The organism is Meiothermus hypogaeus (assembly GCF_003574035.1).
Classification (GTDB): Bacteria; Deinococcota; Deinococci; order Deinococcales; family Thermaceae; genus Meiothermus; species Meiothermus hypogaeus.
The window spans coordinates 1-24,723 of sequence record NZ_QWKY01000050.1 but is presented as its reverse complement, the minus strand read 5'-3'; the positions used below and the strand labels follow the sequence as shown (position 1 = coordinate 24,723).

Here is a 24,723-nt window from a genome sequence, read left to right as displayed (position 1 = left end):
TGCGCAGCCTGACCTTCTTGTTCATGTGCGGGCTCTGCTCGATGGCCCTCAGCCGCTCATCCTCTTCGCTGCTCAACTCAATGTACCGAAAGTTTCCCATAGTAAAAGTCTATCGTGAGTGTACTTAGGCCGATCAAAAGCACCAGGTTCCACAGGCTCGGGCCCATATAGGCCGCAATCACAATAGCCAGGGGCAAAAAGGGTATTACCAGCACCAGATCCGCCAAACGCATCAGGGCTGTACCCAGCCATCCTGTACTGTAGCCAGCCACCAACCCTATCGTCAGACCCAGTAATATAGCGATAGAAGCTGCCGAAAAACCTACCACGAGTGAGATACGGCCACCGGTAAGTAGCTCAGATAAAATGTCCTGTCCGAGGTCGTTGGTTCCGAGCCAGTGTTGGGCCGAAGGGGGTTGAAATGGCCTGGCGACCACTTCTTTGGGGTCGTAGGGAGCCAACCATGGCCCCACAAGGGCCAGAGCAACAAGAAACCCCAGCGCCAGCCAGGTACCTGGCAGATTACCCTTCCGCATGCCGCACCCTGGGGTCAAGCCAGGTATACAAGACCTCGGCCAGCAGATTAAAAACCACCACCGAAAGACTGAAGAAGAGCAATAATCCCTGCAGAACAGGGAAGTCCCTTGCACTTGCTGCCTCGTATAAAAGCCTACCCAGACCCGGATAAGAGAACACCGTTTCAACCACCACTGCGCCGGCAACTAGACTTCCTAAACTGAGCATAAACAAGGTCACTATCGGTAAGGCTGCGTTGCGCAAGGCGTGTTTGAAGACTACTTGACGCTCGGGCAGACCCTTAGCCCTGGCCGTGCGGACATAGTCCTGGTGAAGGGTGTCTATCATGGCGTAGCGCACGACCAAGTACAGGCCCGCCAGGCTGGTGAGGGTGAGGGTCAGGGCGGGTAGCACCAGGTGGCGCAGAATATCCAGCACCCAGGACCATCCCTCGAGGTTGGCCCAGGCAGTATGGGCCCCATAAACGGGCAATAAAGGCCAGTGCACCGCGAACAAAGCTATCAGAAGCATACCTAGCCAGAAGCCAGGCATGGCATCCAGCAGAACAGCGCCGACATAACTGGTGCGGTCGAGCAAGCCCCCACGGTATCGGGCTGAAAGCACGCCGAGCAGTAGACCCAGGCCTGAAGACAGCAGCAAAGCCGTACCCGAGAGCAAGAGCGTCCAGGGTAGGCGTTCAAAAATGATTTGCAGAACCGGCTGTCGGCTTTGGAAACTCTGACCCAGATCCCCACGAACGAGGCGGCCCAGGTACAGCCCAAACTGCTCCAATAAGGGGCGCTCCAGGCCATACTGCACCAATACCCGTTGTCGCTCCTCTGGGCTTAAGCGGCCCACCTCTTCCCCCAAAATGTAAAGCAAAGGAGAACCAGGCATGGCCCTGGGTAGGAAAAAGTTAATACCCAGAGCCAGCACGAATACCAGGAGGTAGGGCAGGCTACGTAGCAGCATCAAGGTAAAAAAGAGAACTTATTCAGAATGCCCTGCCCGCGCTGGAACTTCCAGCCATCGTAAACCGAAGGTCGCACCGCGTAAGTGGCATCGGGGTACCACAGGGTCAGGAACGGTAGATCGCGTGCGACCAGCGACTGTACCCTTGCCGCCAGCAACTTTCGCTCGGCCAGGTCCACCGTAGTATTGAGCCGCTCGGTCAGGGAATCCACCGTGGCGTTGGCATAGCCCCCGATGTTCAGGTTGCCCAGAGCCGGCTTGGAATGAAACATGCCCCGCAGATTGGCTTGGTTGATTACGGGGGCCGACCATCCAAACATGGCCAGGCTGTAGTTGCGCCCCTTGGAAACATCGAACTCTGGCCAAACCCGGTCGGTCAGGGTGTTGGGCTCGAGCGCTCTTACCTGGAAAACAATGCCTGCCGGGCGTACCTGCTGGGCTATTAGCTCGGCAGCACGCAGCCGTATGGGGTTATTGGCTGGAGCCAGAAGCTCAAACTCGAGCCTCTGGCCGTTCTTCCCAACGCGAACCCCATCGGATCCTCGACGATAACCCAACTGGTCAAGGCGCTGCTCAACCTGGGGCAAACTGAGGCGCGGGTACTGCCCAGCCTCGGGGTTGTACAAAGGTGACTGGGGGTGCAAGAAGCCCGGGCTGCCCACCGTAGCCTGGCCCAGCAGTACCGTATCCACGATGGCTTTGGGGTCAACCAGTCCAGCGATTATCTGTCGAAACGTGGGCTGGTTGAAAGGAGCCACAGCGGTGTTGAACTGCAACAAGTTGCTTGTAAACAAAGCTCCTCTGAGCAGGCGAAAATTGGGGTCTTTGTCAAACTGCGAGATCAATTCTGGCAAAAGTTCGCGTGAACTTGCGGCAATCTGCCCGGCCCGCAACGCTTGGAAAGTCGCGGTGGCCTCACGGATAATCACCACCACCAGACTCTTTGGAGCCACCGTGCCGCCAAAATAGCTGGGGTTGGCCTCAAAGCGGTAGGACTGACCGGGCCGAATCTCCACCAGTTTGAAGGGCCCGCTACCGGTGCTGTCGCGATGCGCCTTGGGATCGGTGATATTTTCCCAGATGTGCTTGGGAAGAATGGGAACATCTGCCAGGGTGGAAAGTTCAAAGTTGCCTTCAGGGCGTGGAAGGCTAATTTGTACGGTACGTGCATCAGGGGTACGGATTTGGCTGATGCTTCGCACGGCGCTGGTAAAGCGGCTCACCACCGGGTATCGACGGTAGTATTCGTAGGAAAACTTTACATCGTCGCTGGTGAGGGGCTTTCCGTCGTGCCACTGAACATTTTTGAGCCGGATCGTCCAGTCCCGGCCTCCGTTGGTAACACGCACCTGTTCGGCCAGCCAGGGTTTGGGCAACCCGTTGATATCGGGAATCATCAAGGTATCGTAGACCAGCGATAGCAGGTTGTAGCCTGGATAGCCGGTCACGTAGGTAAATGGGGTCAAAAAGCCTTCTTCAGCGGGGATGGCCAGCACCAGTTGCTGGGCCTTGCCCAGGCTCAGGACAATCAGCAGGAAAATCAGGAACCTGTTCACTTTATGCATGCTCACACCTCCAGGCGGTAGTGTCCACGGATGGTGACGCGCCAGCCCTGCTCGGTAGGTACAACCACCTCGTCGGTAGGAAGCACAGGCACAAAACCCCATCCACCCACCCAGTTATCCAGCTCATGCGCCTCGAGCATCACCTGAAAGCGACCCGAAGCCCGCCGATAAACATGCGCCTCTGAAGTGCTAACCAAAGCTTGGCCGTCCAGGTTGGAGCGGGGGCTATGCTGGCTTACAAGCATCTCTCCGCCCACTTTAAGAACCCGGGTGATGCCCTTTAGGGTACGCTCCCACTCGGCCACGCTCTGGGCATTGTGTAGCACCCCAAAAGCCAGCACAAAGTCGAAAAAACAGCATGGAAAGGCGCTAAGATCGTGTATTTGCCCCTCGAGCACGCGCTGTTCGGGCCTGGCCAGGTAGGGTTGTAGTCGCTGCCGGGTATGCAGAACCAGGGCCCTGGAGGCATCAAGGGCGTAGACCTCCAGGCCGCGCTCGGCCAACCAGACTGCATTGTGTCCACCGGCGCAGCCCAGGTCAAGCACCCGGGTAGCGGGACTGGCATTCTGCAGGCGCGCTGCCATGCGGGTATCGGGGGCCTCTTGGGAAAAACATTGGATGGTGTGGGGGTGATCCCAGACCTGGCTGTGTTGAGTAGTCTTATCGGTTCGATACATCTGGGCTCTACTCCTTGAGCTGGATGTAACCCTCGGCAAAGCGCTTGAGCTCGTTGGGTTTGCGTAGTCCCAGCTTACGCATCACTTTGCTTCGGTGCAGGCTCACCGTGTCAATGGATATGGTCAATGCCTGGGCAATCTGGTAGTTGGTGTAACCGCGGGCAACAAACTCGAGCACCCGCCGCTCTGCCGCCGTGATGAGCTGGCGGCGGCATCTGCCGCAATGTGTGGTCGGTAGCATATAGACCTCACTGGTTATCTGCTACCGTCGCTCTACCTTTAGCTCGAGCGCGGCTTCCTGTTTGCCCTCGAAGATGAGCCGAATGGGCAGTCGTTCTCCTTCTTTCAGGGGCCGCTTAAGTCCCATCAGCATCAAGTGCTTGCCCCCCGGCCGCAACACCAGCTGACCGTTTTTAGGTAGCAAGAACGACTTCACCTCACGCATACCCTGGATGGTCTGCCCCGATCGGGTTTCGCGGTAGTCCTCCATCAACATCACCATCTCGGCTACCGGGCTGCTGGCCCCTACCAACCTGAGGTCGCGCCCCAGGGGGTTTTGCACGGTGAGGTAAACAGTGGTATCGCGCAAGCTGGACGGTACCTGCCTTATCCAACCCTCAATTAAACGAAGCTGTATTGGGGTCAGGGGGCCCTGGGACGGTGCCCCCCCATGACCCCCATGACCATGGCCCTGGTGTTGCTGAGACCAGCCCAGCCCCAGCGCCAAAAAAAATATCATGGCTATCGCACGCATTCTTGACCTCGCTTGGCCCGATCAACCAATGGCCTGTTTGAGCACCGGGATGCGCTGGATGATTAGATAGTCCAGCACCAGCACCAGCAGCAGCGTAGCCCCCGCAGCCGGGAAGAAGATGCTCATGGCTATAATCAGCGCTACTGCGCCCTTCCACAATGGCAGGTTTTGGGGCATCGGCGGCGCGGCCAGGCGGAAGACCCCCGCCGGGCGACGCAGCCACCACATGGCCACCGCCGCAACGCTGGCGACAAGGATCAGCAGACAGAACAGTGCGTTGAGGGCCTGGCTCCACCAGCCGTAGGTGCCCATGTGCAAGGCAATGCCCGAGGCCATGGCCTTGGCACCCAGGCTGTACTGGCTCCAGCCAATGTCGGCTAGCACCTTACCGCTATACTGGTCAATGTGCAGGGTACGGTCCTTACGCGCATCGGTCACATCGCGGCTCATGCTCGAGGCCGAGACCGTCCAGACCCCCTCTTTGCCCCTGGGCATAGCCACCCAAAAACCGTAGTTCACGCCGTTGTCCCGCACATACTGGATCACCGTGTCCAGGTTCACCGGGGTTCCGGCGGGGATGCCGTCCTTACCGGCCATTGAGCCCGAAAGGGGCAGTTTGCTGTTCTCCAGGTTCCAGGGCACCAGCTTTTCGCCCGTGCGGTTCAGGCTCTCTAGATTCTGGTTACTCTTAGGTACATCGTTCCACATTTGCTCGGGAAAGGTATTCCACGCTTGCACGTATTTATCGCCCCAGATACCCGTCCAGGCCAGCCCGGTAAAGGCGAAAAAGACCACGATCAGAGATACCCAAAACATGGGAACGCTGTGCAGGTCTTTCCAGTAGGTGCGTCCGCGGGCCTTTAGGCGTGGAACCAGAGAGCCGTACACCCCCTGCTGGTTGCGGGGCCACCACAAGTAGAGCCCAGTGACCACCAACAAGACCATCAGGCTGGCCGCTATCTCGATGAGCAGGTCACCCAGGTTCACTTTGCCCACCAAAGGCAGCGTCACTTCCTGCTTGACCAAGAGGGTGCCGTGGATGTTGGTGGCGATATTTTCCCAACGGCTGGCGTTGTCTACCTCGCCCAGCACGGCCAGGGTGTAGGGGTTGACAAAAACCGTAAGCTCTCGCTGGCCCTGCTCTAGTGCTACCTGAGAGGAGCGGTTGGGCTCGAGGTTGGGCCTGAAGCGCTGGATGGTGGCTTCTGGATAGGCCTTGCGCACGGCCTCGAGCTGGGCAGAATAGGGCTGCAGGGTACCTTGCGGCTGCACGAACATCCGGTCACGGTACTGCAGATCCTCGATCTGGGGGGTAAAGAGGATAACCAGCCCGGTCAGGGCCAGCATCACCATGAAGGGAATTACGTACAGTCCGGCATAAAAGTGCCAGCGCCAGACTGACAGATACAGTTTGTGTGGAGCTTTTTCAGCCCCTGCTTGGGGGACAGCTTGCATGGTATCTCCTTTGGCAACAAAGCAGACTTTACTTGACCGTTATTGTGGCTTTTACAATCCGGCCAGGCGCATGACCTCATCCCAGGGCAAGGCCAGGTCAGTTAAAGGCTCACTTTTCTGGGGCGCCAGGCCAAAGAATTGCTTGGATTTATGCCATAGGAGGTGCTCGAGCAGCGATGCTCTGGATAAAAACATCCTGCACCGGGGCCGAGACAACCGGAAGTAACCGGACAAACTGCAGGTTGGCAAACCGGCTTTGCGAAGGTTCCAGCGCTTCTACGGGCAGAAGATGTACAAAGCAGAGCGGTCCGTGCTCGGGTGGGTGGGATGGGTCGGAATGATTGGAAGCATCGGCGCTCGGGGTACAAAGCTGCGCCAGGTTGAACTGGGTGAGTTGTTGCTCGGAGGCCCAGGTGCCGTACATCAGCACACCCCGCAGCCCCAGCTCGCTGGAGACCAGCAGCAACAGCAGGGCCAGTAAGACGGCTAGCCCTCTCAGGTGTGTGGCACGGATGTCAGCAGTGGGCATAGGGGTTCAAATCTTCGAAGCCAAACCTTGGCGGAGATTATAGCTTAACAAGTGCAGCGCGAGGTACAGCAGTCCGCCAGGTCATCGGCCCACATGCCCCGTTTGCGGTAGACCTCGAGGGGGGCCGTATCCACCCCCAACCTTCTGCCAATAGCCTCGGCCACGACAGGGAAGCGGGCCCGGAATTTGTAGATAAAGCAGAAAGCCGTGTCTCGGTGCTGCACTTTAGGGCCTACCAGAAAAAGCCCTGGGGTGCGGGTAGACTCGTCGGAGGCTTCGTGCAGGAGGGGCGCGGGGCCCTTCCATTCAAACAACCGCCGTACCGGTTCGAACCCTCCCTCGAAGCCGGTGGCCAGGATGGGTGGGGTGGGGCTTTGAAGCACCCCGTTGGAATGGTACACCTGGAACTGGCCGTTGGCCCGGGTTATTCGTGTAGCTCTTTCTTGGCGCAGCTCGAGCCGACCGGTTTCCAGGGCCTCACGCAGCCGCTCGAGGGTATAGGGGGAGACGTCCTGGCTCGGCTCGCCGGTGCTGCGCTTCCAGGGCGCACTGGGGTCGAGGAGCTGTACCCGCTTACCCAGCCGCACCAGGTGGTAGGCAGCATCCAGCCCCGACTCGTACCCACCAATTACCGTGTAGGTCTCACCCTCTAAAGCGGCCCAGCTTTTCACCCTGGCATAGGGCAGTGCAAGCCGCGCCCCTTGCAGGTCCTGGCGGGGAAACTGGAACTCCCCGGTGGCCCAGATCAGAAAGCGGGCTTCAAAAGAACCCCGGGTGGTTTCTACACGAAACCCCTCCGAGAAAGTTCGCACGTGCTCAACTGCAGTCCTCTCCTCAACGGAAAGCTCGTAGTGACGCGCCAGGGCCCGTAGGTAGCGGGCGTAGGCGGCCCCGCCGGGATGCTCTTGTCCCAGGGAATAGGCCGGGGATGTCTCTGGTGTGAGGGCATTGAGGTCTGTCAGTCCGAAAGCATTGGCAGTAAAACTTGGGGTGATAAAGCGGGTCTCCGCAGGCCAACGGCGAAAAGAGGAGCCTATAACATTCCGCTCTAAAACTCGCAGGTCGAGGCCCAGCCTTTGCAGGGCCAGCGCTACCCCAATACCAGCGGCGCCTGCGCCAACAATCAGAACCTGTGTACGCTCCATACTCCAAGAAAGGCACCTCCCCCCGTGGGGGAGGCCACGAAAACTTGACTCACTGCCCTCGACCCACAGCTTGCCCTAGTGACGTACGCCCTCCACCGCCAACCAGACCAGGCTGGCGGGGACACCCCCCACCATAAACCGGCGTTTGATGTTGAGCTCGGCCAGATCTATTTCAAGAACCTCGCCGCTTGCAGGCAGGGTGACCCAGGCCAGGCCATCGCCCAGCGCTATACCGGGGCGCACCGCGCCCTCGCCTGAGGCGGTAATGGCTGGGGTTACCGCAAGGCTCTTGATAACCTTGCCACTGCTGGCCTCGAGGGTATGCAGCTTTCCGTCAGCGGTGAGTACTGCCAGCAGGCCGTCCTTGTCAAAGCCGAATAGCACTGGACTGGCTGGAAGGGGGTAGGGCGTTATCTGGGTATCAATGCGGGCCAGGCCCTGTCCGAAGTTCCCGATGAAGAAGGGGTACTTGGGGTGGCTTACCAGCGTACCTACACGAACCCGCTCGGGGGTTCCGGCAGGATTAGACAGTTTGCGGGCCACAAAGCCGCTGCCCCTTTGCTCCAGCAGTAACACCCCATCGGCGCACCCATAGGCCACGGTATTACCCAGCACCGCCTGACCGTGCAGGCGCGGACAGCCCTCAAACTGGGTGACCTTACGCCCGCCATGGGTAAACACCTCCACCACACCCCGGTTCAGGCTGCCAGCCAGGACTACTTGCTCCAGGGCTACCGGCGCTCCATGGTCGGGCGCCCCCGTAGCAATCTCGCGGAACTCGGGTAGCAGTCCGAGTTTTTTGACCTCGAAAACAGCCATCGTGCCGTCGCCGTCGTTGTAGACGACGATCTGGTTGCCATGGCTTTTGAAGTGGGTGGGCTTGGGCCCGGTGTGCAGGGTGGCCCAGATGTAGGGGGTTTGTACGACCAGGTCTTTGTGGTCGCCGTGGTCTTCCAGACCCAGACCGCTGTACACAACGCTCACGCGGTCTTGCTCGCGGTGAACTGCAAAGGCGTACTGACCCCCAGGGGCAGCATAGACACTGGACGGGCCGGGTACGGTAAAGCGGCCTACCAGCTCTCCTTTTTCCAGATCCAGTACCTGCACCAGTCCGGACTTGCCATCGCCGATCACCAAGCGGCCTGGGTGGCTTCCCTCACCCGCTACAGCCACACTTCCCCACAAACCCAGGGCAAACAAACTGAACAAAACAAACCTCATCGTTCAACCTCCCTCGATATTGATAACGCATTATCATTTATTAGACAAGTCCCTATCTTGCAAAAGCGGTGCAAAGATTCATTCCATTGAAGCGCAACAGCTCCAAATAGGTGGGCACCTGAGGGGTTAGGGTATCCGAAAGCAGGGTAATCACCCGAGCGCCGGTGGCCTCGGCCAGGGTGCGGGCCTCGCCGGCAGCAAACTGGGGTTCGGTGGCGATTACCTGCACTCCTTCTTGTTTGATTCGCAGAGCCAGCTCGCTTAGGGCCCGTGGACCCCTTTGTTGTCCCACGAAGCTGGCCAGACTGCCCACCACTTCGAAGCCGTAATGACGAGCAGCATAGCGGAAGGCGTCGTGCTGGACTACAATCCGGCGACGGTTTGGCGGGATGGCAGCCAGGCAGGCCTTAATCTCGCTGTCGGTGGACTCGAGCCTTCGGAGGAAGTCCGCACTCCGCCGGGCATAGAAGTCTTGGCCAGCAGGGTCGAGTTGGCTTAGCACACCCTGGATACGCTCCACATACAGCCGCGCATAAGAAGGGTCAAGCCATAAGTGGGGATCGCAAAGGCCATGGCGGTGTACTTGTAGCCCCTGTTCTATCTCGGCCCGGCGCTCTGCTTCGGTAAGGCAGAGTAGGTTGGGAAGCCCTTCCGCCAGAAGTACCGTGCGGGCTCCTTGGGGAAGGCCAGCTTGCAACTTTGACAGGAAGGTTTCCAGGTAAAGCCCGTTGGCAAAAAGCACCCGTGCCCCTGCCAGGGCCCGTACCGTAGAGGGGCGGGGTTCGAAGCTATGCGGATCGGCCCCCATAGGCACGACCACTGCAAGCCGAACCCGCCCGGCACCTACTTCCCGCACCAGGTCCCCCAGGATGGGCGTCGTAGCTGCTACGTTCAGACCCTGGGCCCGTGCTGCCGTGGGCAGGAGGAAAAAAAGAAATATCGCCAGTCCGACAAAGACCTTAGTTCCGATTACCGAGCTCAAATCACAGGCAAAACCATTTTTTTGGGCCAACCAGGGGCCGGGGGTAAAAAGAAGCATATTGATAATAGATTATCATTTATGGTAGGTTGAAAACTATGAAGATCGCTTACGTGTTCGTCTCCCCCCGTTCGGCCAGTTACAAGCTGGCCCAGATGATCCTGCCCCAGCTCGAGGCCGGTGTGCACGGCGTGCAAGTGGTAGGCATGTTTTTCTTCGACGATAACGTCTTCGTGCTGCGCAAAGGCGACCCGGTGGGCGAGCGGCTGGCCAGAGTTGCCCAGGAGAGAGAAATTTTGCTCATGATGTGCGATATGTGCGCCCTCGAGCGCAACCTTGCCACAGGCGGTCCCCGCTGGTGCAACCCCGACGGCAGCGGGCGCAACATCCTCGGCGATTGCCAGCCATCGGATACCGTTGAAGGCGTACAGGTTGGTTGCTTCCCCGATCTCTACCAGGCTCTGGCGGGCAACCCACCCGACCAGGTAATTAGCCTTTAGAACGCTGTTCGGAAAAATCGAGCCATCCGAGACCCAGGGCGATTTCAGGAAACAACCCTGGGGTGAGTTGAGCACTAACCTCTGGGAGGCGCGGGGGTGGCCGCTATGCGGCTAACCTGGGTTTGCTGTCCCCATATCCCTTGGATCAAACCGCAAACCGCCCCAACACCCAGTCGCATGAACACCTATACAATATCTATTTTTTTTCCGAGTGCGATGGCCTTTAGGCCCCAGTGTGGAAGGGCATTCGGCCAGGCCCTGAATCGGCAGGCTGCCTGGAGGCGCAGGTCAGCAACCCCACCAAATACCGGATTCAAAAAGACAGTTTACAAAACCAAAAACACCAGAGGCTGTCTTTTTGAATCCTAGAGCACACCCCTCCCTGTTGGTCGGAAAAAAAAGCGTCTTGCTTCCCAGGGGCGGTATCGCCCTCCGCTACGCGGATAACTTCGGTCGGGTTAGTTCGTCACCAAAGGGTGACGAACTAACCGAATCTGGTATAACCTCCCCTGCAGTCTGGGGGAGGAACAATAGAAGCTTTCATTCCCAAGTTTGATGTGGGTCTTTTTGTTTTTACCCATTTCTTGATGCTAGGGCTCACTCCGGCTTCACCAGCACCGCCCCTTCGCGCGCACTGCTCACCAGCGCCGCATACCGTGCAAACAGCCCAGCCTTGTAGTGCGGTTTGGGAGCCTTCCAGGCTTTGGCCCGCTTGGCCAGCTCTTTTTCCGAGACTTCCAGGTTCAAAATGCCTTTATCGCAGTCTATGGAGATGATGTCGCCTTCCTTGACCAGTGCAATGGGGCCACCGACAAAGGCTTCAGGGGCCACGTGGCCGATCATCAGACCCTTGGTGCCGCCGCTGAAGCGCCCATCGGTTACCAAAGCTACGTGGGGGCCCAGCCCCTCGCCCACCAGGGCCGAGGTTACCGAGAGCATCTCGGGCATGCCGGGAGCCCCTTTGGGGCCCTCATAGCGGATCACCACCACATCGCCGGGCTTGATCTGCTTCCTGAGCACCGCTTTCATGGCGCTCTGCTCGCCATCGAAGACGCGGGCCGGGCCCCGGTGTACCCTGGTCTCGGTGCCGGCCAGCTTGAGCACCGCGCCGTCTGGGGCCAGCGAGCCCTTGAGCACCCGCAGGCCACCCTCGAGCTTGAAGGGTTTGCTGGCTTTGGTTACCACCTTCTGGCCTTTGGTTTCCTTGGCGTTTTTGGTTTCCTGCCACAAGGTCTTACCGCTGACGGTCATCTGGTCGCCGTCAATTAGCCCGCCTTCAATCAGGCGGCGGATAATCAGGGGAATGCCACCAGCCTCGTAGAGCTCCCAGGCGGTGTACTGGCCCCAGGGGCGCATGTCGGCAATCACCGGGGTTTTGCGGGAGATTTTATCGAACTCCTCCAGCGTCAGCTTGATCCCCGCTTCCTTGGCGATTGCCAACAGGTGCAGCACGGCATTGGTGGAGCCGCCGGTGGCCGCCACGGCGGCAATGGCGTTGGTAAAGCTCTTCTTGGTCAGAAAGCTCCTGGGGGTGCGGTTGTGCTTGATGGCGTCGGCCAGTATCTGCATGGCCCGGCGCCCAGCGGGCTTCTTCTCGGGGTGCACGGCGGGGATGGCGTTGTAGCCGATGGGGGAGAAGCCCATCACCTCCAGCACCATGGCCATGGTGTTGGCGGTGTACTGCCCACCACAGGCCCCTGCGCCGGGGATGGCGGTGCGCTCGACGGCCTCGAGCTGCTTTTCGTCAATCTTGCCTGCTGCGTACTGGCCCACTGCCTCGAACACGCTCACCACGGTCTGGGCCTTGCCGTTCAGGTAGCCGGGGGCAATGGAGCCGCCATACAGCACCAGGCTGGGCACGTTGGCCCGAATCACCCCCATCATGCCGCCGGGGTTGGTCTTGTCGCAGGCCACCAGCGCCACCATGCCGTCGTAGAGGTAGCCCTGGGCAATTAGCTCGATGGAGTCGGCGATCACCTCGCGGCTCACCAGCGAGCTGCGCATCCCAATGGTGCCCATGCTGATGCCGTCGGAGATGGCCGGAGCGCCGAACTCGAAGGTCTGGAAACCGGCCTCTTTGGCCCCGATTTTCAGGTCGGCGGCCAGGTCGCGCAGGTGGTAGTTGCAGGGCATCCCTTCGGTCCAGGTATTCACGATGCCCACCCAGGGAATCTTGAACTCTTCGTCGCCGATGCCCACCGCGCGGAGCATGGCGCGGGCGGGGGCTTGTTGGGGGCCTTGTTTGATGATGTCGCTTCGCATAGGCAAACCTCAGATAATGTTGATGCTTTTGGCTACTTGTTTTGGTGCCATCTTACCGTGAAACAGCGCAGGTATCCTGCGACCAGGAGGGCACACCTCAGCTTACGGTTTTCGGCGCAGATCAGCATACTGAACGATGGTGCCGTGGTGTTGGCTGGGATTATCGGAAAGCAGCCGAACCAGCGCCTGGGCGACTTCCTGGGGGCTGTGCAACTCGCCGCGCTCGAGATAGCCCCTAAACCGCGTGCGTAGCGCTGGGCCGCCGCCCCCCTCAGCGTTGCGGTGGTGGGCCTGCATGGCCGTGTCCACGTGCCCAGGCCGGTAGACAAAACAGGTAACGCCGGGGTGCTCCAGGGCCAGTTGCCGGGCCAGGTATTCCTCGGCGGCCTTGGTAGCGCCATACACCCCCGAACCAGGGAAATTCAGCTCTGCTGCACCCGAGCCTAGGAAGACCGCAATACCACCCCCCGTGCGCAGCAGGTTGGGGTAGGCGTAGCGGGACAACAGATAGCTGGCCTTCAGGTTGACCGCGACCAGCTCGTCGAAGTGGGCTTGGGGCAGCTCAGTCACGAAAGGCCCCGAGTGCAGCACCGAGGCGTTGTGGATAAAACCGGCGAAGTTGCCCAACACCTTGGCCGCCTTCACCATAAATTGCACGGTCTGATCCTGGGCCACGTCGCCTGCAATGGCCCGTACCTGCGCGCCCAGGGCTTTGCACGCATCGGCCACCTGCCCCAGGGCTTCGGGGCTGCGGGCACAAAGCACCAGATTGGCTCCGGCGCGGGCGAGTTCCAGGGCCAGGGCCTGGCCAATGCCTCGGCTGGCCCCGGTCAGAATCAGCGTCTGGTTGCGCAAGTGCATCAAAGGTCGTTTTGGGTGGCAATTTTGCCGTGGAATTTACGCGGGTTGCCTTCCAGGATACGCACCAGGGCCTTGGCCGACTGCTCCGGGGTGAGGACGCGCCCTTGGGCTTGGTAGCCCTTGAACAGGGGGCGCAGGGTCTCGCTGGCGCTTCCCTGGGCCTCGCGGAGTTGTTTTTGCATGTCGGTTTCCACAATGCCGGGGCGGTAGGTGAAGCAGGTCACCTCGGGGGCCTCGATGGCCAGTTGCCGGGCCAGGTGTTCTTCGGCAGCTTTGGCGATGGCATAGATACCCATGCCCGGGATGTTGTGCTCGGCCACCCCCGAACCCAGAAACACCGCAACGCTACCGGGCTGGCGGATCAGGTGGGGATAGGCGAAGCGGGCCAGCTGATAGCCGCCCTTGACGTTCGAATCCATGATTTCGTCGTACTGCGACTCGATCAGTTCGTAGGCCAGCGGCCCTGCATTCAGGATGCCGGCATTGTGAATGAAGCCCACAAAGCTGCCGATTTGCAGCGCCTTTTCGACCAGGGCTTCGGCTACAGCGCTATCGGCGGCACTCCCGGCCACCGATTCGGCGCGCACCCCCAGGTTGCCTACCTCGTCGCGCACAAACTCGAGGGCCTTCTGATTACGGGCCCCGATGACCAGGTTGGCCCCGGCCCTGGCGAGCTCGAGCGCCAGTGCCTCGCCGATACCCCGGCTGGCCCCGGTGATGATGAAGGTCTGGTTTTTAAGTTTCATGCTTCTGTATATACGCTAAATTACCCAAAACCGCCAGGGACAGGTGACTGCAGAGGCTCAGGCCGCAACCCTGTCCAGGGCCTCGATTACCTGCCGCGTGAAATCCTGGGTGCTGGCCTTGCCCCCCAGGTCGGGGGTGGGGTTGGCCGAGAGGGCTGCCGTTACCGCGTTCTCTACCCGTTTGGCGATGTCCGAGCGGTTCAGGGCATGGGTGAGCAGCATGGCCGCTGAAAGAATGGCGGCGGTGGGGTTGGCGATGCCCTTGCCGGCGATGTCGGGGGCGGAGCCGTGGACGGGTTCAAAGAGGGGGGTTTTCTCGCCCAGGCTGGCCGAGGGCAGCAGCCCCAGCGAACCCGGCAGGACACTGGCCAGGTCAGACAGAATATCGCCGAAGATGTTGCCGGTCACCACCACATCGAAGCGGCTGGGCCGGGTGATCAGGTGCATGGCCATGGCATCCACGTACTGGTGCTCCAGGGCCACATCGGGGTAATAGCGGTGCACCTCGTCCACGGTCTTGCGCCAGAACTCGCCGACCTCGAGCACGTTGGCTTTGTCCACGCTGCACACCTGGTTCCGCCGCTTGCGGGCGGCCTCGAAGGCCACCCGGGCGATGCGCTCTACCTCCGGTTTGCTGTAGCGCTCGGTGTTCCAGCCCTCGGCCTCGCTCATGCCGCGGGGCTCGCCGAAGTAAATGCCGCCGGTCAGCTCGCGAATCACCAGCACATCCACCCCCCGGGCAATCTCGGGCTTGAGGGGGGAGAGGTGCTCGAGGCCGGGCAACACCTTGGCAGGCCGCAGATTGGCAAAAAGGCCATGAGCTTTGCGTAGGGCCAGTAGGCCGGTCTCGGCCCGCAGGTGCCGGGGTACGTTGTCCCACTTGGGCCCGCCGATGGCCCCCAGCAGGATGGCATCGGCCTCCAGGCAGCCCCGCTGGGTCACCTCGGGGAAGGGTTCGCCGTGGGCGTCTATGGCGTTGCCGCCAAAGGGGAAGGCTTCAAACTCGAGGCCCAGACCAAAGGCCTGGTCGGCCGCTTTGAGCACGTCTACCGCAGCATAGGTCACTTCGGGGCCGATGCCGTCTCCGGGAAGCAGGGCAATCTTGGGCATGTAAATCCTTTCCTTTAGCTCAGCACGGCTTTGGGGAGCCGGGCCGAGGCCTGCTCGAGCAAATCCCCCGCCTCGAGTAGGTCGGCAATGGGGTCCCAGCGGCCTTCTACCAGGGCTTTCTGGGCGGTAGCGGGCAGGTTCACCTTAAAGGCTTTATCGGCGTAGCGCACCTCGAGGCGCTCCACATCTACCGTGACCTCCAGGCCGGGGTCTTGCTCGATGGCCTGGGCCAGCGCCTCAATGTCCGATTTGGATGCTGTCACGCACGGCATCGAGAGGGCTGTGGAGTTGCCAAAGAAAATCTCCGCAAAGCTCTCGCCAATCAGCGCCCGGAAACCGGCGCGGTAGATGGCCTGCGGGGAGTGTTCGCGGCTGCTGCCGCAGCCAAAATTGGCCCCAACCAGCATGATGGAGGCCCCCTTGAAGCGGGGGTCGTTCAGCGGGTGCGGCTTCTCTGAGCCGTCGGGGTTGAAGCGCTCGTCGTAGAAAAGCGCCTCGCCCAGCCCGTCGAAGGTGACCACCTTCAGGTACCGCGCAGGGGTGATGCGGTCGGTGTCTATATCGTTACCGGGAACGTGGACAGCCCGCCCACGTACTTGTTGGATTGGTTCTAAAGCCATCTACTTGCCCTCCTTATCCCTGAAAAAACCCAGGATGCCCCAGATGCCCGCTATAGCGGCTACAGCACACAGGGCGAACCCCACCACAAAAACCACCCAGCTGAGCACCGGGTTGGTTTGCAGGTTGCCCAGCCAAAGCCCCAGGGTGGCAATAGACAGCAGTACCGAGACCGCCACCAGCACCACCCCACGAATCAATTCCATCGAAGACAAAAAGAACGCTCCTTTGAGTATTACCTGGTCGGTGCTGTTCTTTGATCGCACCTTAAACGCTATACACCCACCAGCTCGCTGACCCCAAACACTTCCCGTGCGTCGCTTACCTGGCCGGTCACGGCGGCGGCTACCACCATTACCGGCGACATCAGCACGGTACGCCCGGTGGCGCTGCCCTGTCGGCCCTTGAAGTTGCGGTTGGAGGAAGAGGCGCACAACTCGTCCCCGACAAGTTTGTCGGGGTTCATGGCCAGGCACATTGAGCAACCGGCCCCACGCCATTCGAACCCGGCCTCGCGGAAGATTTGGGCGATGCCTTCCTCTTCGCACTGCCTGGCCACTTGTTGCGAGCCCGGAACAGCAATGGCCCGCACCCCCGGGGCTACCTTGCGGCCCTTGAGGTACCTGGCAGCTTCGCGAAAGTCGGAGATGCGACCGTTGGTGCAGCTTCCCAGAAAGGCCACATCCACCTTCACCCCCTTGATGGGCTGGCCGGGCCGGAGCTTCATGTGCTTGAGGGCTTCTTCCAGACCGGCCCGTTCGGCCTCGGGGTAGAGGGCGGGGTCGGGGACGCGGTCGGTAATGGCGCAGCCCTGGCCGGGGTTGATGCCCCAGGTCACGGTGGGGGCAATGTCCTCGGCGCGGATGTTCACTATGTCGTCGTAGTGGGCGTCGGGGTCGGAAGCCAGGGCCTTCCAGCGCGCTACGGCCTGTTCCCATGCCTCGCCTTTGGGGGCATAGGGGCGGCCTTTCAGGTAGTCGAAGGTGGTCTGGTCGGGGTTGACGTAGCCGATGCGGGCCCCGCCCTCGATGCTCATGTTGCAGACGGTCATGCGCTCTTCCATACTGAAGTTGTCAAAGACGCTGCCGCCGTATTCATACGCATAGCCGATGCCCCCGTTCACCCCCAGCACCTTGATGATGTGCAGGATCACGTCCTTGGCGTAGACGCCAGGGCGCAGCTTGCCGTTCACGTTAATCCGCCGCACCTTGAGTTTGCTCACCGCCATGGTCTGGGTGGCCAGCACATCGCGTACCTGGGTGGTGCCAATGCCAAAGGCGATGGCCCCGAAGGCCCCGTGGGTGGAGGTGTGGGAGTCGCCGCAGGCGATGGTCATGCCGGGCTGGGTAATGCCGTTTTCCGGGCCAATCACGTGTACGATGCCCTGCTGGCCTGAAGTCACGTCGAAAAAGGTAATGCCGAACTCCTGCACGTTCTTGCGGAGCTGGCGGATCATCTCGTCGGCCTGGGGGTCGGCGAAGGGTTCTGCAAGCGAGTGCGTGGGCACGATGTGGTCTACCGTGGCGAAAGTGCGCTCGGGGAAGCGCACCTTGAGGCCGAGGTCGCGCAGCATCCCGAAGGCCTGTGGGCTGGTAACCTCGTGGATCAGGTGGGTGTCGATGAAGAGCTGCGTTTGCCCGTTGGGCAGCGTGCGCACCGCGTGGCTCTCCCAGACTTTTTGGTACAGGCTTTTTCCCATGATTGTTTTGTGCCTCCTTTGTCCGAAACCTTGATCAAAAACCCCAGAGACGCTTTGCTCTGGGGCCTATGACGGCAGCAAACTAGACCCCTCGAGCGGGGCGTAGTAGGCGCTGCGCTACGGGGTCCGTCATTGCCAGGAGTATAAAGTTTGGTATACCAAAACGTCAAGCCTCGTGGAACTTCACTGTAGTGCCTGTCTTGCTGTGGTGTTAGGCCCTGGAAGCGGGTATCCTACAACCAAGATGCTGCTCACGCGGCTGGGACAAGGGCGCGAGGCCGAGGTATATGCCTGGGCCGACGGCTACGTGCTGAAGCTGTTCTGGCCGGAGTTTTCTCAGGCCGATGCTGAACTCGAGGCCCGTCTTACCCAGCAGGTCTGGCTGGTGGGGGTACCCTCCCCCAGGGTAGAAGACGTGCTGGAGTTTGAGGGTCGCTGGGGCCTGGTTTTGCAGTGGATCAAAGGGGTTCCGCTCACCGACTACATCCAGACCAACCCCACCCGATTGCGCTTTGCAGCCCAGATGCTGGGGGCCTTGCATCGACAGCTTCACAACAAAGCGGCCGGACATTTGCCGTCCCAGCGGCTTCACCTCATGCGCCGTATCGAGGCCAGCCGACTACCGCTCGAGCTGCGGACGGCCCTGCTCAATCATCTGGATCGCCTGCCCGATGGAACCGCGCTGTGCCACGGCGACTTTCACCCCGAGAACGTGCTGGTTGGGGAAGAGGGGGTGTATGTGGTGGACTGGCCCAATGCCATGCGCGGCAACCCCCTGGCCGATATGGCCCGGACTACCCTCCTGGTGCTTTATAGCGAACTCCCGCCCGATCTGCCGGGGCGTGAAGAAATCATGCGCCAGCGGGAGTTGTTTTACCAGACCTACCTCGAGCACTACCAAACCTTCTCGGGCCTCGACCTAGCCGAGCTAAAGTCCTGGATGCCCATTGTGGCGGCAGCCCGCCTGCGCGAAAACATTCCTGCCGAGGAGCCCCGCCTGATGCAACTGATTGAAGAGGGCCTGCAGCTAAAGGGTGAACCCTCTGAATGACTTTGTTACACTGAAGGTCTGTGTGGCCCCGGAATCCCTCCGGCCGGCCTCGAGGTTCGCATGAAAACAAACATCATCACCTATGGCTGTCAAATGAACGAGTACGACACCCACCTCGTGAAAAGCGAGCTGGTGTCCCTGGGCGCGGAATTTGTAGATACCTGGCAGGAGGCCGATTTTGTGCTGGTCAACACCTGCGCGGTGCGCGGCAAGCCCGTCGAGAAGGTGCGCTCTTTGCTGGGTGAGCTACGCAAAGAGAAAGAAAAACGGCCCTTGCTGGTCGGCATGATGGGCTGCCTGGCCCAGCTCGAGGAGGGCCAGCAAATTGCCCGCAAGTTTGAAGTAGATGTGCTGTTGGGGCCGGGTGCTCTGACCGAAATTGGCAAGGCGATCGAGTCCAAACACAGGTTCTGGGACTTGAGTTTCCGCGAAGAACTGACCCACCACCTGCCCCCCGCGCCCCAGGGGGCCCTCTCGGCGTTCGTGAGCATCATCCGGGGCTGCAACCACCACTGCACCTACTGCATCGTGCCCACCACACGGGGCCCCGAAGTCAGCCGCCACCCCGACCTGATCCTGCGGGAAATTGAACAGCTCAAGGCTGCCGGGGTCGTGGAAGTGACTTTGCTGGGCCAGAACGTCAACTCCTACGGCAACGACCAGCCCGGCTTTCCCAGGTTTGGCGAGTTGTTGCGGATGGTGGGCCAGATGGGTATTCCCCGCATCAAGTTCACCACCTCCCACCCGGTCAACTTTACCGACGACGTGATTGCCGCTATGGCCGAGACCCCCCAGGTCTGCAACTACATCCACCTGCCGGTGCAGTCGGGTTCCAACCGGATTTTGCGTCGCATGGCCCGCGAGTACCGGCGCGAATGGTATCTGGATCGCATCCGGGCCATCCGCGAGGCCATGCCCGAGGTGGTGCTCTCTACCGACATCATTGTGGGTTTTCCCGGCGAAACCGAAGAAGACTTCCAGGAGACCCTCTCGCTCTACGATGAGGTGGGCTACGACAGCGCCTACATGTTCATCTACTCCCCCCGCCCCGGCACGCCGAGCTACAAGCACTTCCAGGACCTGCCACGCGAAGTCAAGGTAGAGCGGCTTCAGCGGCTCATCGAAAAACAAAAAGAGTGGAGCTACCGCCAGAACCAGCGCTGGGTAGGCAAGACCGTAGAGGTATTGGTGCGGGGCGCGGCCAAGGATGAGAGCTACGCAGAGGGCCACACCCGGGGCAACCACCCCACCCTTGTCCCGGCGGCACAGGCCCCCCGTCCGGGGCTGTATCAGGTGGTGGTAAAGCAAGCCACCCCGCATATGCTGTTTGGCGAGGTGGTGGGGGCTGAGGAAGCTGCCACCATTCCCCTCCTGATGGCGTGAGAACAGACGCCGAAATTGTAGTAATCGGGGCCGGAATAGCCGGTCTTGCTGCGGCCCGGGTGCTGCACGAAGCCGGCAAAGAGGTGCGGGTGGTAGCCCGCGAACTGGGCGAGGCCAGCCGGGTGCCGGATGCGCTTTTGAACCCGGTGCGGGGCAAACGCGGCACGGTGGCCCTCGAGGCCGAGGAAGCGCTGGAGGCCCTCTGGGACTTTTACCCCCGTTTTGGGCCGGTACGCCGGGGCATTCTCAGGCCCGTGCCCGAGGCGGATAGGGGGGTGTGGAAGGGCAAGCTCGAGGGCCGCCGGATTCCCCACCAGTGGCTGGACGAGGGCCTCTACCTGGAAAACGCGGGCTGGCTTCGGACCACCCCCCTGCTGCACCGGCTGGCTGAAGGCCTGGACATTCTCTACGCCGAGGTAGAACGGCTCGAGTACACCACCATATATCTGCGAACCCCCGAACGCCGCACCCTGCAAGCGGGCCTGGTGGTGTATGCCGGAGGGGCCAGCGGGGCGCACTTGGTGGGTCTGGGCGGGCGGTTCACGCCGGGTTCGGTGCTCCAGACCCAGGAACATTTCAAGCAGGCCCGTTCGTATGGGGTGTACGTGGCGGGGCACAGCCTGGGGGGTAGCTATTTGCCCCATCAGTACACCTACACCTCTCATCAGACCGAGCCGCACGAAATCGAGTGGCTGCTTTCGGAGGCCGAGAAGCTGCTGGGCTACCGGCCTGCGGTGGGCTCAAGCTGGGCCGGGGTGCGCTACCGGCTCGATAGCCACTACCTCAAAGAGATTCCCGGCGGCTATGCCCTTACCGGCTTTGGCTCGGCAGCGTACTTTTACGCTCCGCTCTATGCGCATCGGCTCCTGAAGCGCATCCAGGGGAAATCCTGATAGACTGACCACCATGCGGCAGTACCACGAGCTGATGCAATACGTGCTCGAGCACGGTATAGACAAGTCCGACCGTACCGGGGTGGGCACCCGCTCAGTCTTCGGCTACCAGATGCGCTTTGACTTAAGCCAGGGCTTTCCCCTGGTCACCACCAAAAAAGTTCACTGGAAGAGCGTGGTGTACGAGCTTTTGTGGTTCTTGCGGGGCGAGACCAATATCCGCTTTTTGCGCGAAAACGGGGTGACCATCTGGGACGAGTGGGCCAACCAGGAAGGCGAGCTGGGGCCGGTGTACGGCAAGCAGTGGCGCAGCTGGGAAGGGGCAAACGGTCAGACCATAGACCAGATGGCCTGGGTGGTGGAAGAAATCAAGCGCAACCCCGACTCGCGCCGGCTGGTGGTGAGCGCCTGGAATGTGGCCGATCTGCCCAAAATGGCCCTGGCCCCTTGCCATATTCTGTTTCAGTTCTATGTGGCCCAGGGGCGGCTTTCCTGCCAGCTTTACCAGCGCAGCGCCGACATTTTTCTGGGGGTGCCCTTCAACATCGCCTCCTACTCGCTGCTCACGCTGATGCTGGCCCAGGTGACGGGCCTCGAGGCGGGTGAGTTCATTCACACCCTGGGCGATGCCCACCTCTACCAGAACCACTTTGAGCAGGCCCGCTTGCAGCTCTCGCGCGAGCCCCGGCCTTTGCCTACGGTGCGGCTCAACCCTGCGGTGCGGGATTTGTTTGCTTTTACCTTTGAGGATATTGTCCTCGAGAACTACCACCCCCACCCCCGCATTGCAGCCCCAGTGGCGGTTTAAGTTATGGGCCGGAAGATTGCGCTGGTGGTGGCCATGGATAAGAACCGGGCCATTGGCCGGGGTGGTGCGCTACCCTGGCACCTGCCAGACGACCTCAAGCGCTTCCGTGCCCTCACCCTGGGCAAGACCGTACTGATGGGGCGCAAAACCTACGAGAGCATCGGGCGGCCGCTCCCCCAGCGCCGCAACGTGGTGCTCACCCGCGACCCTGCTTTCCACGCCGAGGGCCTCGAGGTCGTGCATTCGCTGGAAGAGGCTCTGAAGCTCGGCGATGAGCTCATGGTCATCGGTGGCGGGGAGGTCTATGCTATGTTCCTGCCCCTGGCCACCCACCTGTACCTGACCCTGGTGGACACAGCCGTGTCGGGTGCCGACGCTTTTTTCCCCCAGTGGGACCGCGCCGGGTGGCGGGAAACCTACCGGGCTTTCCACCCGCCCGACGAACGTCATGCGCATGCGTTCACTTATGTGGACCTGGAGCGCGCCGGTACTTAAAAAAAAGCCTCCCCGTGAGCGGGGAGGTCGGGGATAGAAAGCGCGCTACGCCAGACCCAGGCTCAGCTCTTCTTCCTCGAAGGCGATGTCACCATCCTTGAGGGTCACAAAGAGGATGCGGCCGGGGCGCGAGAGGAGCTCGAGCGAAAGCGGGTCTTCGATTTTTTCTCGAATCAGATTGCGCAGGATGCGGGTGCTGCCCTGCTTGGGGGCCTGCCCAACCAACCAGGCAGCCACAGATGGGTCGAAGCGGACAAGCTTTTCGCGCGACTCGAGCTCTTTGGCGATGTCCTCAAGCATAATCTGCGCAACCTGCACCAGCTCGGGTTCGCTCAGGTTGCGGAAGCGGATGACCTCATCCAGGCGGTCGAGGAACTCGGGCGTAAAGATGGCCTTGAGCGGGCTCTCGGTGTCCACTTCACGGTTGGTGAAGCCGATGGCCGGCCCCACGTTGAAGCCGGTGTTTGAGGTCATGATCAGAATCACCCGGCGGAAGTCCACGGTGCGACCCAGACCGTCGGTGAGGCGGCCCTCGTCGAGCACCTGCAGGAAGGTGTTGTAGATGTCCGGGTGGGCTTTCTCGATTTCGTCGAGCAGCACCACACTGAAAGGCTGGCGGCGCACGGCCTCGGTCAGGCGCCCCCCTTGCTCGTAGCCCACATAGCCCGGCGGGGCCCCGATCAGCTTGGAGATGGAGTGGGGCTCCTGGAACTCGCTCATATCAAAGCGGATCAAGGCCCGTTCGGAGCCAAACAGCACCTCGGCCAGGGCCTTGGCCAGGTGGGTCTTGCCCACCCCGGACGAACCCACAAACAGGAAGCTGGCCGAGACGCGGGTACGACCACCCAGCCCCACCCGACTGCGCCGCAAGGCCGCGGCCAGGGCCTCGACGGCCTCTTTCTGGCCAATCACCCGCTTGTTGAGCTCCTCTTCCAGGCCAAAGAGCTTGCTGTCGTCCTTATCGTCCACATAGACGCCACCCCAGGAGTCCACCACACTCTCGATGTCCTCGCGGGCCACTAGGGGGGTGCCATCTTCGTCCATGGCCACCGGCAGACCCAGCGAGTCGTTGAGGCGCACCCGGCTGGCGGCTTCGTCGATCAGGTCGATGGCTTTATCGGGGAAGTTGCGTCCCGGCAGGCTGCGAATCCCAATCTTGACCGAGAGGCCCAGGATTTCGTCCGGGATCACCACCCCGTGGTGGGCCTCGTAGCGGGGACGCAAGCCCTTCAAAATCTCCAGGGTTTCCTCGGGACTGGGTTCCAACACAATCACGGGCTGGAAGCGGCGCTCGAGGGCGGCGTCCTTTTCGATGTAGCGGTGGTACTCGCCGGTGGTGGTGGCCCCGATGACCTGAATCTCGCCCCGGCTCAGGGGGGGCTTGAGGATGTTGGCGGCGTCCAGGGTGCCCTCGGCGCCACCGGCCCCAATCAGGGTATGCAGCTCGTCTATAAAAGCCACCACTTTAGCGTTCTTGAGCTCTTCGATAATCTGGCGCAGCCGCTCTTCGAACTCGCCGCGGTACTTGGTACCGGCTACCACCCCGGCCAGGTCGACCGAAACGATGCGCGCCCCGCGCAGCACCGGCGGCACCCGTCCTTCCACAATGGCCTGGGCCAGCCCCTCCACAATGGCGGTCTTGCCCACGCCGGGGTCGCCGACCAGCACGGGGTTGTTCTTGGTGCGGCGGGCCAGAATCTGGATGACCCGGTTAATCTCTTCGGCCCGGCCAATCACCGGGTCGAGCTTGCCCTCGCGGGCTTCGCGGGTCAGGTCGCGGCCATACTCGTCGAGGAAGGGCGTGGCCACCGCTTTTTCTTTGGTCTGCTCGCCGGCTTGGGAGAGCACCCGCCAGCGGATGGTGTCCACATCCTTGGCGTAGTGGGTCATGATGCGGTAGGCGATGCCGTCGCCCTCGCGGATGATGCCCAGCAGAATGTGTTCGGTGCCGATTACCTGGCTGGACATGTTGCGGGCCTCGGCCCCGGCCAGCTCCATGACCCGGCGGGCCCTGGGGGTGATGGCGGGGGGCTCGCCGGTGCGGCTGCCCTCGCCGCGGCCCACCAGCTCCTCGACCATACGGCGCATAGCCTCGAGGCTGGCCCCGTACTCCATCAGGATGCGCGCAGCCGTACCCCCTTCGCGCATCAGGCCCAGTAGCAGGTGCTCGGGCCCGATCATGCTATGGCCCAGCCGGCTCCCTTCCTCCCTGGCATAGTGAAAAACCAACCTGGCGCGGTCGTCGTACCTGTTCAAGCGCGAACCTCCTGGTATGTCGTACAAGTATTCATAGCGCCGCTTTCTTCCTACCTCAATATTACAGTATGACGGGCTCTTTCTAGGTGTTTGCGCCACAGAGTCATATAAAAAATTCGGTTGAGCAAAGGAAGGGGCTTCTAAACTGGATTTGTGAATAACCCAGAGAAGCCCAAAGATAGTGTAGCTTGCCAGAACTGCGGAAGTGTGAAAGTCGAATGTGGCGGC

General features: G+C 61.0%; 24 protein-coding genes. 6 read left to right on the top strand and 18 right to left on the bottom strand.

Annotation, left to right across the window (positions count from 1 at the left end):
* Positions 1-522: 522 nt before the first annotated feature.
* From Mhypo_RS12285 to Mhypo_RS12240, 10 genes are all read right to left on the bottom strand, one after another.
* Positions 523-1,488, bottom strand: a complete 966-nt coding sequence (locus Mhypo_RS12285) for an ABC transporter permease (protein WP_119341583.1) — start codon at positions 1,486-1,488, stop codon at positions 523-525.
* Positions 1,488-3,053, bottom strand: a complete 1,566-nt coding sequence (locus Mhypo_RS12280) for an ABC transporter substrate-binding protein (RefSeq protein ID WP_170148287.1) — start codon at positions 3,051-3,053, stop codon at positions 1,488-1,490. The genes Mhypo_RS12285 and Mhypo_RS12280 overlap by 1 nt, the downstream gene beginning before the upstream one ends.
* Positions 3,054-3,055: 2 nt before the next feature.
* Positions 3,056-3,730, bottom strand: coding sequence for a class I SAM-dependent methyltransferase (locus tag Mhypo_RS12275; RefSeq protein ID WP_119341581.1), 675 nt, complete (start codon positions 3,728-3,730; stop codon positions 3,056-3,058).
* A gap of 7 nt (positions 3,731-3,737) precedes the next feature.
* Positions 3,738-3,971, bottom strand: coding sequence for a response regulator transcription factor (locus tag Mhypo_RS12270; protein WP_119341580.1), 234 nt, complete (start codon positions 3,969-3,971; stop codon positions 3,738-3,740).
* Positions 3,972-3,992: 21 nt separating this feature from the next.
* Positions 3,993-4,469 carry a copper chaperone PCu(A)C gene (locus Mhypo_RS12265; RefSeq protein WP_276309752.1) on the bottom strand — a complete coding sequence of 159 codons (477 nt, stop codon included), beginning with the start codon at positions 4,467-4,469 and terminating at the stop codon, positions 3,993-3,995.
* A 36-nt stretch (positions 4,470-4,505) separates the two neighbouring features.
* On the bottom strand, positions 4,506-5,939 hold the full coding sequence (locus Mhypo_RS12260) for a PepSY-associated TM helix domain-containing protein (protein WP_119341578.1): 1,434 nt from the start codon (positions 5,937-5,939) through the stop codon (positions 4,506-4,508).
* A 148-nt stretch (positions 5,940-6,087) separates the two neighbouring features.
* The gene (locus Mhypo_RS12255; RefSeq protein ID WP_119341577.1) at positions 6,088-6,468 is read right to left on the bottom strand and encodes a hypothetical protein; all 381 of its coding nucleotides are present in this window, start codon (positions 6,466-6,468) and stop codon (positions 6,088-6,090) included.
* Positions 6,469-6,512: 44 nt separating this feature from the next.
* Complete coding sequence (locus Mhypo_RS12250) at positions 6,513-7,613, bottom strand: NAD(P)/FAD-dependent oxidoreductase (protein WP_119341576.1); 1,101 nt, start codon at positions 7,611-7,613, stop codon at positions 6,513-6,515.
* A 75-nt stretch (positions 7,614-7,688) separates the two neighbouring features.
* Complete coding sequence (locus Mhypo_RS12245; protein WP_119341575.1) at positions 7,689-8,834, bottom strand: YncE family protein; 1,146 nt, start codon at positions 8,832-8,834, stop codon at positions 7,689-7,691.
* A gap of 52 nt (positions 8,835-8,886) precedes the next feature.
* Positions 8,887-9,873, bottom strand: coding sequence for a metal ABC transporter substrate-binding protein (locus Mhypo_RS12240; RefSeq protein WP_119341574.1), 987 nt, complete (start codon positions 9,871-9,873; stop codon positions 8,887-8,889).
* A 38-nt stretch (positions 9,874-9,911) separates the two neighbouring features.
* Here Mhypo_RS12240 and Mhypo_RS12235 point away from each other — a divergent pair, with 38 nt between their 5' ends.
* Positions 9,912-10,313, top strand: a complete 402-nt coding sequence (locus Mhypo_RS12235) for a SaoD/DsrE family protein (RefSeq protein WP_119341573.1) — start codon at positions 9,912-9,914, stop codon at positions 10,311-10,313.
* Positions 10,314-10,910: 597 nt separating this feature from the next.
* Here Mhypo_RS12235 and ilvD read toward each other — a convergent pair.
* The 7 genes from ilvD to leuC form a co-directional block, all read right to left on the bottom strand.
* Positions 10,911-12,575, bottom strand: coding sequence for a dihydroxy-acid dehydratase (gene ilvD / locus Mhypo_RS12230; RefSeq protein WP_119341572.1), 1,665 nt, complete (start codon positions 12,573-12,575; stop codon positions 10,911-10,913).
* 102 nt (positions 12,576-12,677) lie between these two features.
* Complete coding sequence (locus Mhypo_RS12225; protein ID WP_119341571.1) at positions 12,678-13,436, bottom strand: SDR family NAD(P)-dependent oxidoreductase; 759 nt, start codon at positions 13,434-13,436, stop codon at positions 12,678-12,680.
* Positions 13,436-14,182 (bottom strand): SDR family NAD(P)-dependent oxidoreductase, encoded by a 747-nt coding sequence (locus Mhypo_RS12220; RefSeq protein ID WP_119341570.1) that lies wholly within the window; start codon positions 14,180-14,182, stop codon positions 13,436-13,438. Before Mhypo_RS12220 ends, Mhypo_RS12225 begins: the two co-directional genes overlap by 1 nt.
* Before the next feature lie 57 nt (positions 14,183-14,239).
* Positions 14,240-15,292: a 3-isopropylmalate dehydrogenase gene (gene leuB, locus Mhypo_RS12215; protein ID WP_119341569.1), complete on the bottom strand. Its 1,053-nt coding sequence runs from the start codon at positions 15,290-15,292 to the stop codon at positions 14,240-14,242.
* A gap of 14 nt (positions 15,293-15,306) precedes the next feature.
* Positions 15,307-15,912, bottom strand: a complete 606-nt coding sequence (leuD, locus tag Mhypo_RS12210) for a 3-isopropylmalate dehydratase small subunit (RefSeq protein WP_119341568.1) — start codon at positions 15,910-15,912, stop codon at positions 15,307-15,309.
* Entirely contained in the window at positions 15,913-16,116 is a 204-nt protein-coding gene (locus tag Mhypo_RS12205; RefSeq protein WP_240637239.1) for a hypothetical protein, read from the bottom strand.
* 68 nt (positions 16,117-16,184) lie between these two features.
* Complete coding sequence (gene leuC / locus Mhypo_RS12200) at positions 16,185-17,609, bottom strand: 3-isopropylmalate dehydratase large subunit (RefSeq protein WP_119341567.1); 1,425 nt, start codon at positions 17,607-17,609, stop codon at positions 16,185-16,187.
* Positions 17,610-17,853: 244 nt separating this feature from the next.
* Between leuC and Mhypo_RS12195 the strand changes: the two genes are divergently transcribed.
* Genes Mhypo_RS12195 through Mhypo_RS12175 form a run of 5 tightly spaced genes read left to right on the top strand, consistent with a single transcriptional unit; the run spans position 17,854 to position 22,239 of the window.
* On the top strand, positions 17,854-18,660 hold the full coding sequence (locus Mhypo_RS12195) for a phosphotransferase family protein (RefSeq protein WP_119341566.1): 807 nt from the start codon (positions 17,854-17,856) through the stop codon (positions 18,658-18,660).
* Between the two features lie 60 nt (positions 18,661-18,720).
* Positions 18,721-20,043 carry a tRNA (N6-isopentenyl adenosine(37)-C2)-methylthiotransferase MiaB gene (gene miaB, locus Mhypo_RS12190; protein ID WP_119341565.1) on the top strand — a complete coding sequence of 441 codons (1,323 nt, stop codon included), beginning with the start codon at positions 18,721-18,723 and terminating at the stop codon, positions 20,041-20,043.
* Positions 20,040-20,936, top strand: coding sequence for an FAD-dependent oxidoreductase (locus tag Mhypo_RS12185; protein ID WP_119341564.1), 897 nt, complete (start codon positions 20,040-20,042; stop codon positions 20,934-20,936). Before miaB ends, Mhypo_RS12185 begins: the two co-directional genes overlap by 4 nt.
* Before the next feature lie 13 nt (positions 20,937-20,949).
* Positions 20,950-21,744: a thymidylate synthase gene (locus tag Mhypo_RS12180; protein WP_119341563.1), complete on the top strand. Its 795-nt coding sequence runs from the start codon at positions 20,950-20,952 to the stop codon at positions 21,742-21,744.
* Positions 21,745-21,747: 3 nt separating this feature from the next.
* A complete protein-coding gene (locus Mhypo_RS12175; RefSeq protein WP_119341562.1) occupies positions 21,748-22,239 on the top strand; it encodes a dihydrofolate reductase in 492 nt (163 codons plus the stop codon).
* A gap of 45 nt (positions 22,240-22,284) precedes the next feature.
* Here the strand turns inward: Mhypo_RS12175 and Mhypo_RS12170 are convergent, their stop codons facing one another.
* Positions 22,285-24,495, bottom strand: a complete 2,211-nt coding sequence (locus tag Mhypo_RS12170; protein ID WP_119341561.1) for an ATP-dependent Clp protease ATP-binding subunit — start codon at positions 24,493-24,495, stop codon at positions 22,285-22,287.
* Positions 24,496-24,723 lie beyond the last annotated feature (228 nt).

What these genes read in the sequence shown, in the direction of transcription:
- Mhypo_RS12285 (WP_119341583.1), bottom strand. Translation starts at nt 1,488, where the DNA reads ATGCTGCTACGTAGCCTGCCCTACCTCCTGGTATTCGTGCTGGCTCTG.
- Mhypo_RS12280 (WP_170148287.1), bottom strand. Translation starts at nt 3,053, where the DNA reads ATGCATAAAGTGAACAGGTTCCTGATTTTCCTGCTGATTGTCCTGAGC.
- Mhypo_RS12275 (WP_119341581.1), bottom strand. Translation starts at nt 3,730, where the DNA reads ATGTATCGAACCGATAAGACTACTCAACACAGCCAGGTCTGGGATCAC.
- Mhypo_RS12270 (WP_119341580.1), bottom strand. Translation starts at nt 3,971, where the DNA reads ATGCTACCGACCACACATTGCGGCAGATGCCGCCGCCAGCTCATCACG.
- Mhypo_RS12265 (WP_276309752.1), bottom strand. Translation starts at nt 4,469, where the DNA reads ATGATATTTTTTTTGGCGCTGGGGCTGGGCTGGTCTCAGCAACACCAG.
- Mhypo_RS12260 (WP_119341578.1), bottom strand. Translation starts at nt 5,939, where the DNA reads ATGCAAGCTGTCCCCCAAGCAGGGGCTGAAAAAGCTCCACACAAACTG.
- Mhypo_RS12255 (WP_119341577.1), bottom strand. Translation starts at nt 6,468, where the DNA reads ATGCCCACTGCTGACATCCGTGCCACACACCTGAGAGGGCTAGCCGTC.
- Mhypo_RS12250 (WP_119341576.1), bottom strand. Translation starts at nt 7,613, where the DNA reads ATGGAGCGTACACAGGTTCTGATTGTTGGCGCAGGCGCCGCTGGTATT.
- Mhypo_RS12245 (WP_119341575.1), bottom strand. Translation starts at nt 8,834, where the DNA reads ATGAGGTTTGTTTTGTTCAGTTTGTTTGCCCTGGGTTTGTGGGGAAGT.
- Mhypo_RS12240 (WP_119341574.1), bottom strand. Translation starts at nt 9,873, where the DNA reads ATGCTTCTTTTTACCCCCGGCCCCTGGTTGGCCCAAAAAAATGGTTTT.
- Mhypo_RS12235 (WP_119341573.1), top strand. Translation starts at nt 9,912, where the DNA reads ATGAAGATCGCTTACGTGTTCGTCTCCCCCCGTTCGGCCAGTTACAAG.
- ilvD (WP_119341572.1), bottom strand. Translation starts at nt 12,575, where the DNA reads ATGCGAAGCGACATCATCAAACAAGGCCCCCAACAAGCCCCCGCCCGC.
- Mhypo_RS12225 (WP_119341571.1), bottom strand. Translation starts at nt 13,436, where the DNA reads ATGCACTTGCGCAACCAGACGCTGATTCTGACCGGGGCCAGCCGAGGC.
- Mhypo_RS12220 (WP_119341570.1), bottom strand. Translation starts at nt 14,182, where the DNA reads ATGAAACTTAAAAACCAGACCTTCATCATCACCGGGGCCAGCCGGGGT.
- leuB (WP_119341569.1), bottom strand. Translation starts at nt 15,292, where the DNA reads ATGCCCAAGATTGCCCTGCTTCCCGGAGACGGCATCGGCCCCGAAGTG.
- leuD (WP_119341568.1), bottom strand. Translation starts at nt 15,912, where the DNA reads ATGGCTTTAGAACCAATCCAACAAGTACGTGGGCGGGCTGTCCACGTT.
- Mhypo_RS12205 (WP_240637239.1), bottom strand. Translation starts at nt 16,116, where the DNA reads ATGGAATTGATTCGTGGGGTGGTGCTGGTGGCGGTCTCGGTACTGCTG.
- leuC (WP_119341567.1), bottom strand. Translation starts at nt 17,609, where the DNA reads ATGGGAAAAAGCCTGTACCAAAAAGTCTGGGAGAGCCACGCGGTGCGC.
- Mhypo_RS12195 (WP_119341566.1), top strand. Translation starts at nt 17,854, where the DNA reads ATGCTGCTCACGCGGCTGGGACAAGGGCGCGAGGCCGAGGTATATGCC.
- miaB (WP_119341565.1), top strand. Translation starts at nt 18,721, where the DNA reads ATGAAAACAAACATCATCACCTATGGCTGTCAAATGAACGAGTACGAC.
- Mhypo_RS12180 (WP_119341563.1), top strand. Translation starts at nt 20,950, where the DNA reads ATGCGGCAGTACCACGAGCTGATGCAATACGTGCTCGAGCACGGTATA.
- Mhypo_RS12175 (WP_119341562.1), top strand. Translation starts at nt 21,748, where the DNA reads ATGGGCCGGAAGATTGCGCTGGTGGTGGCCATGGATAAGAACCGGGCC.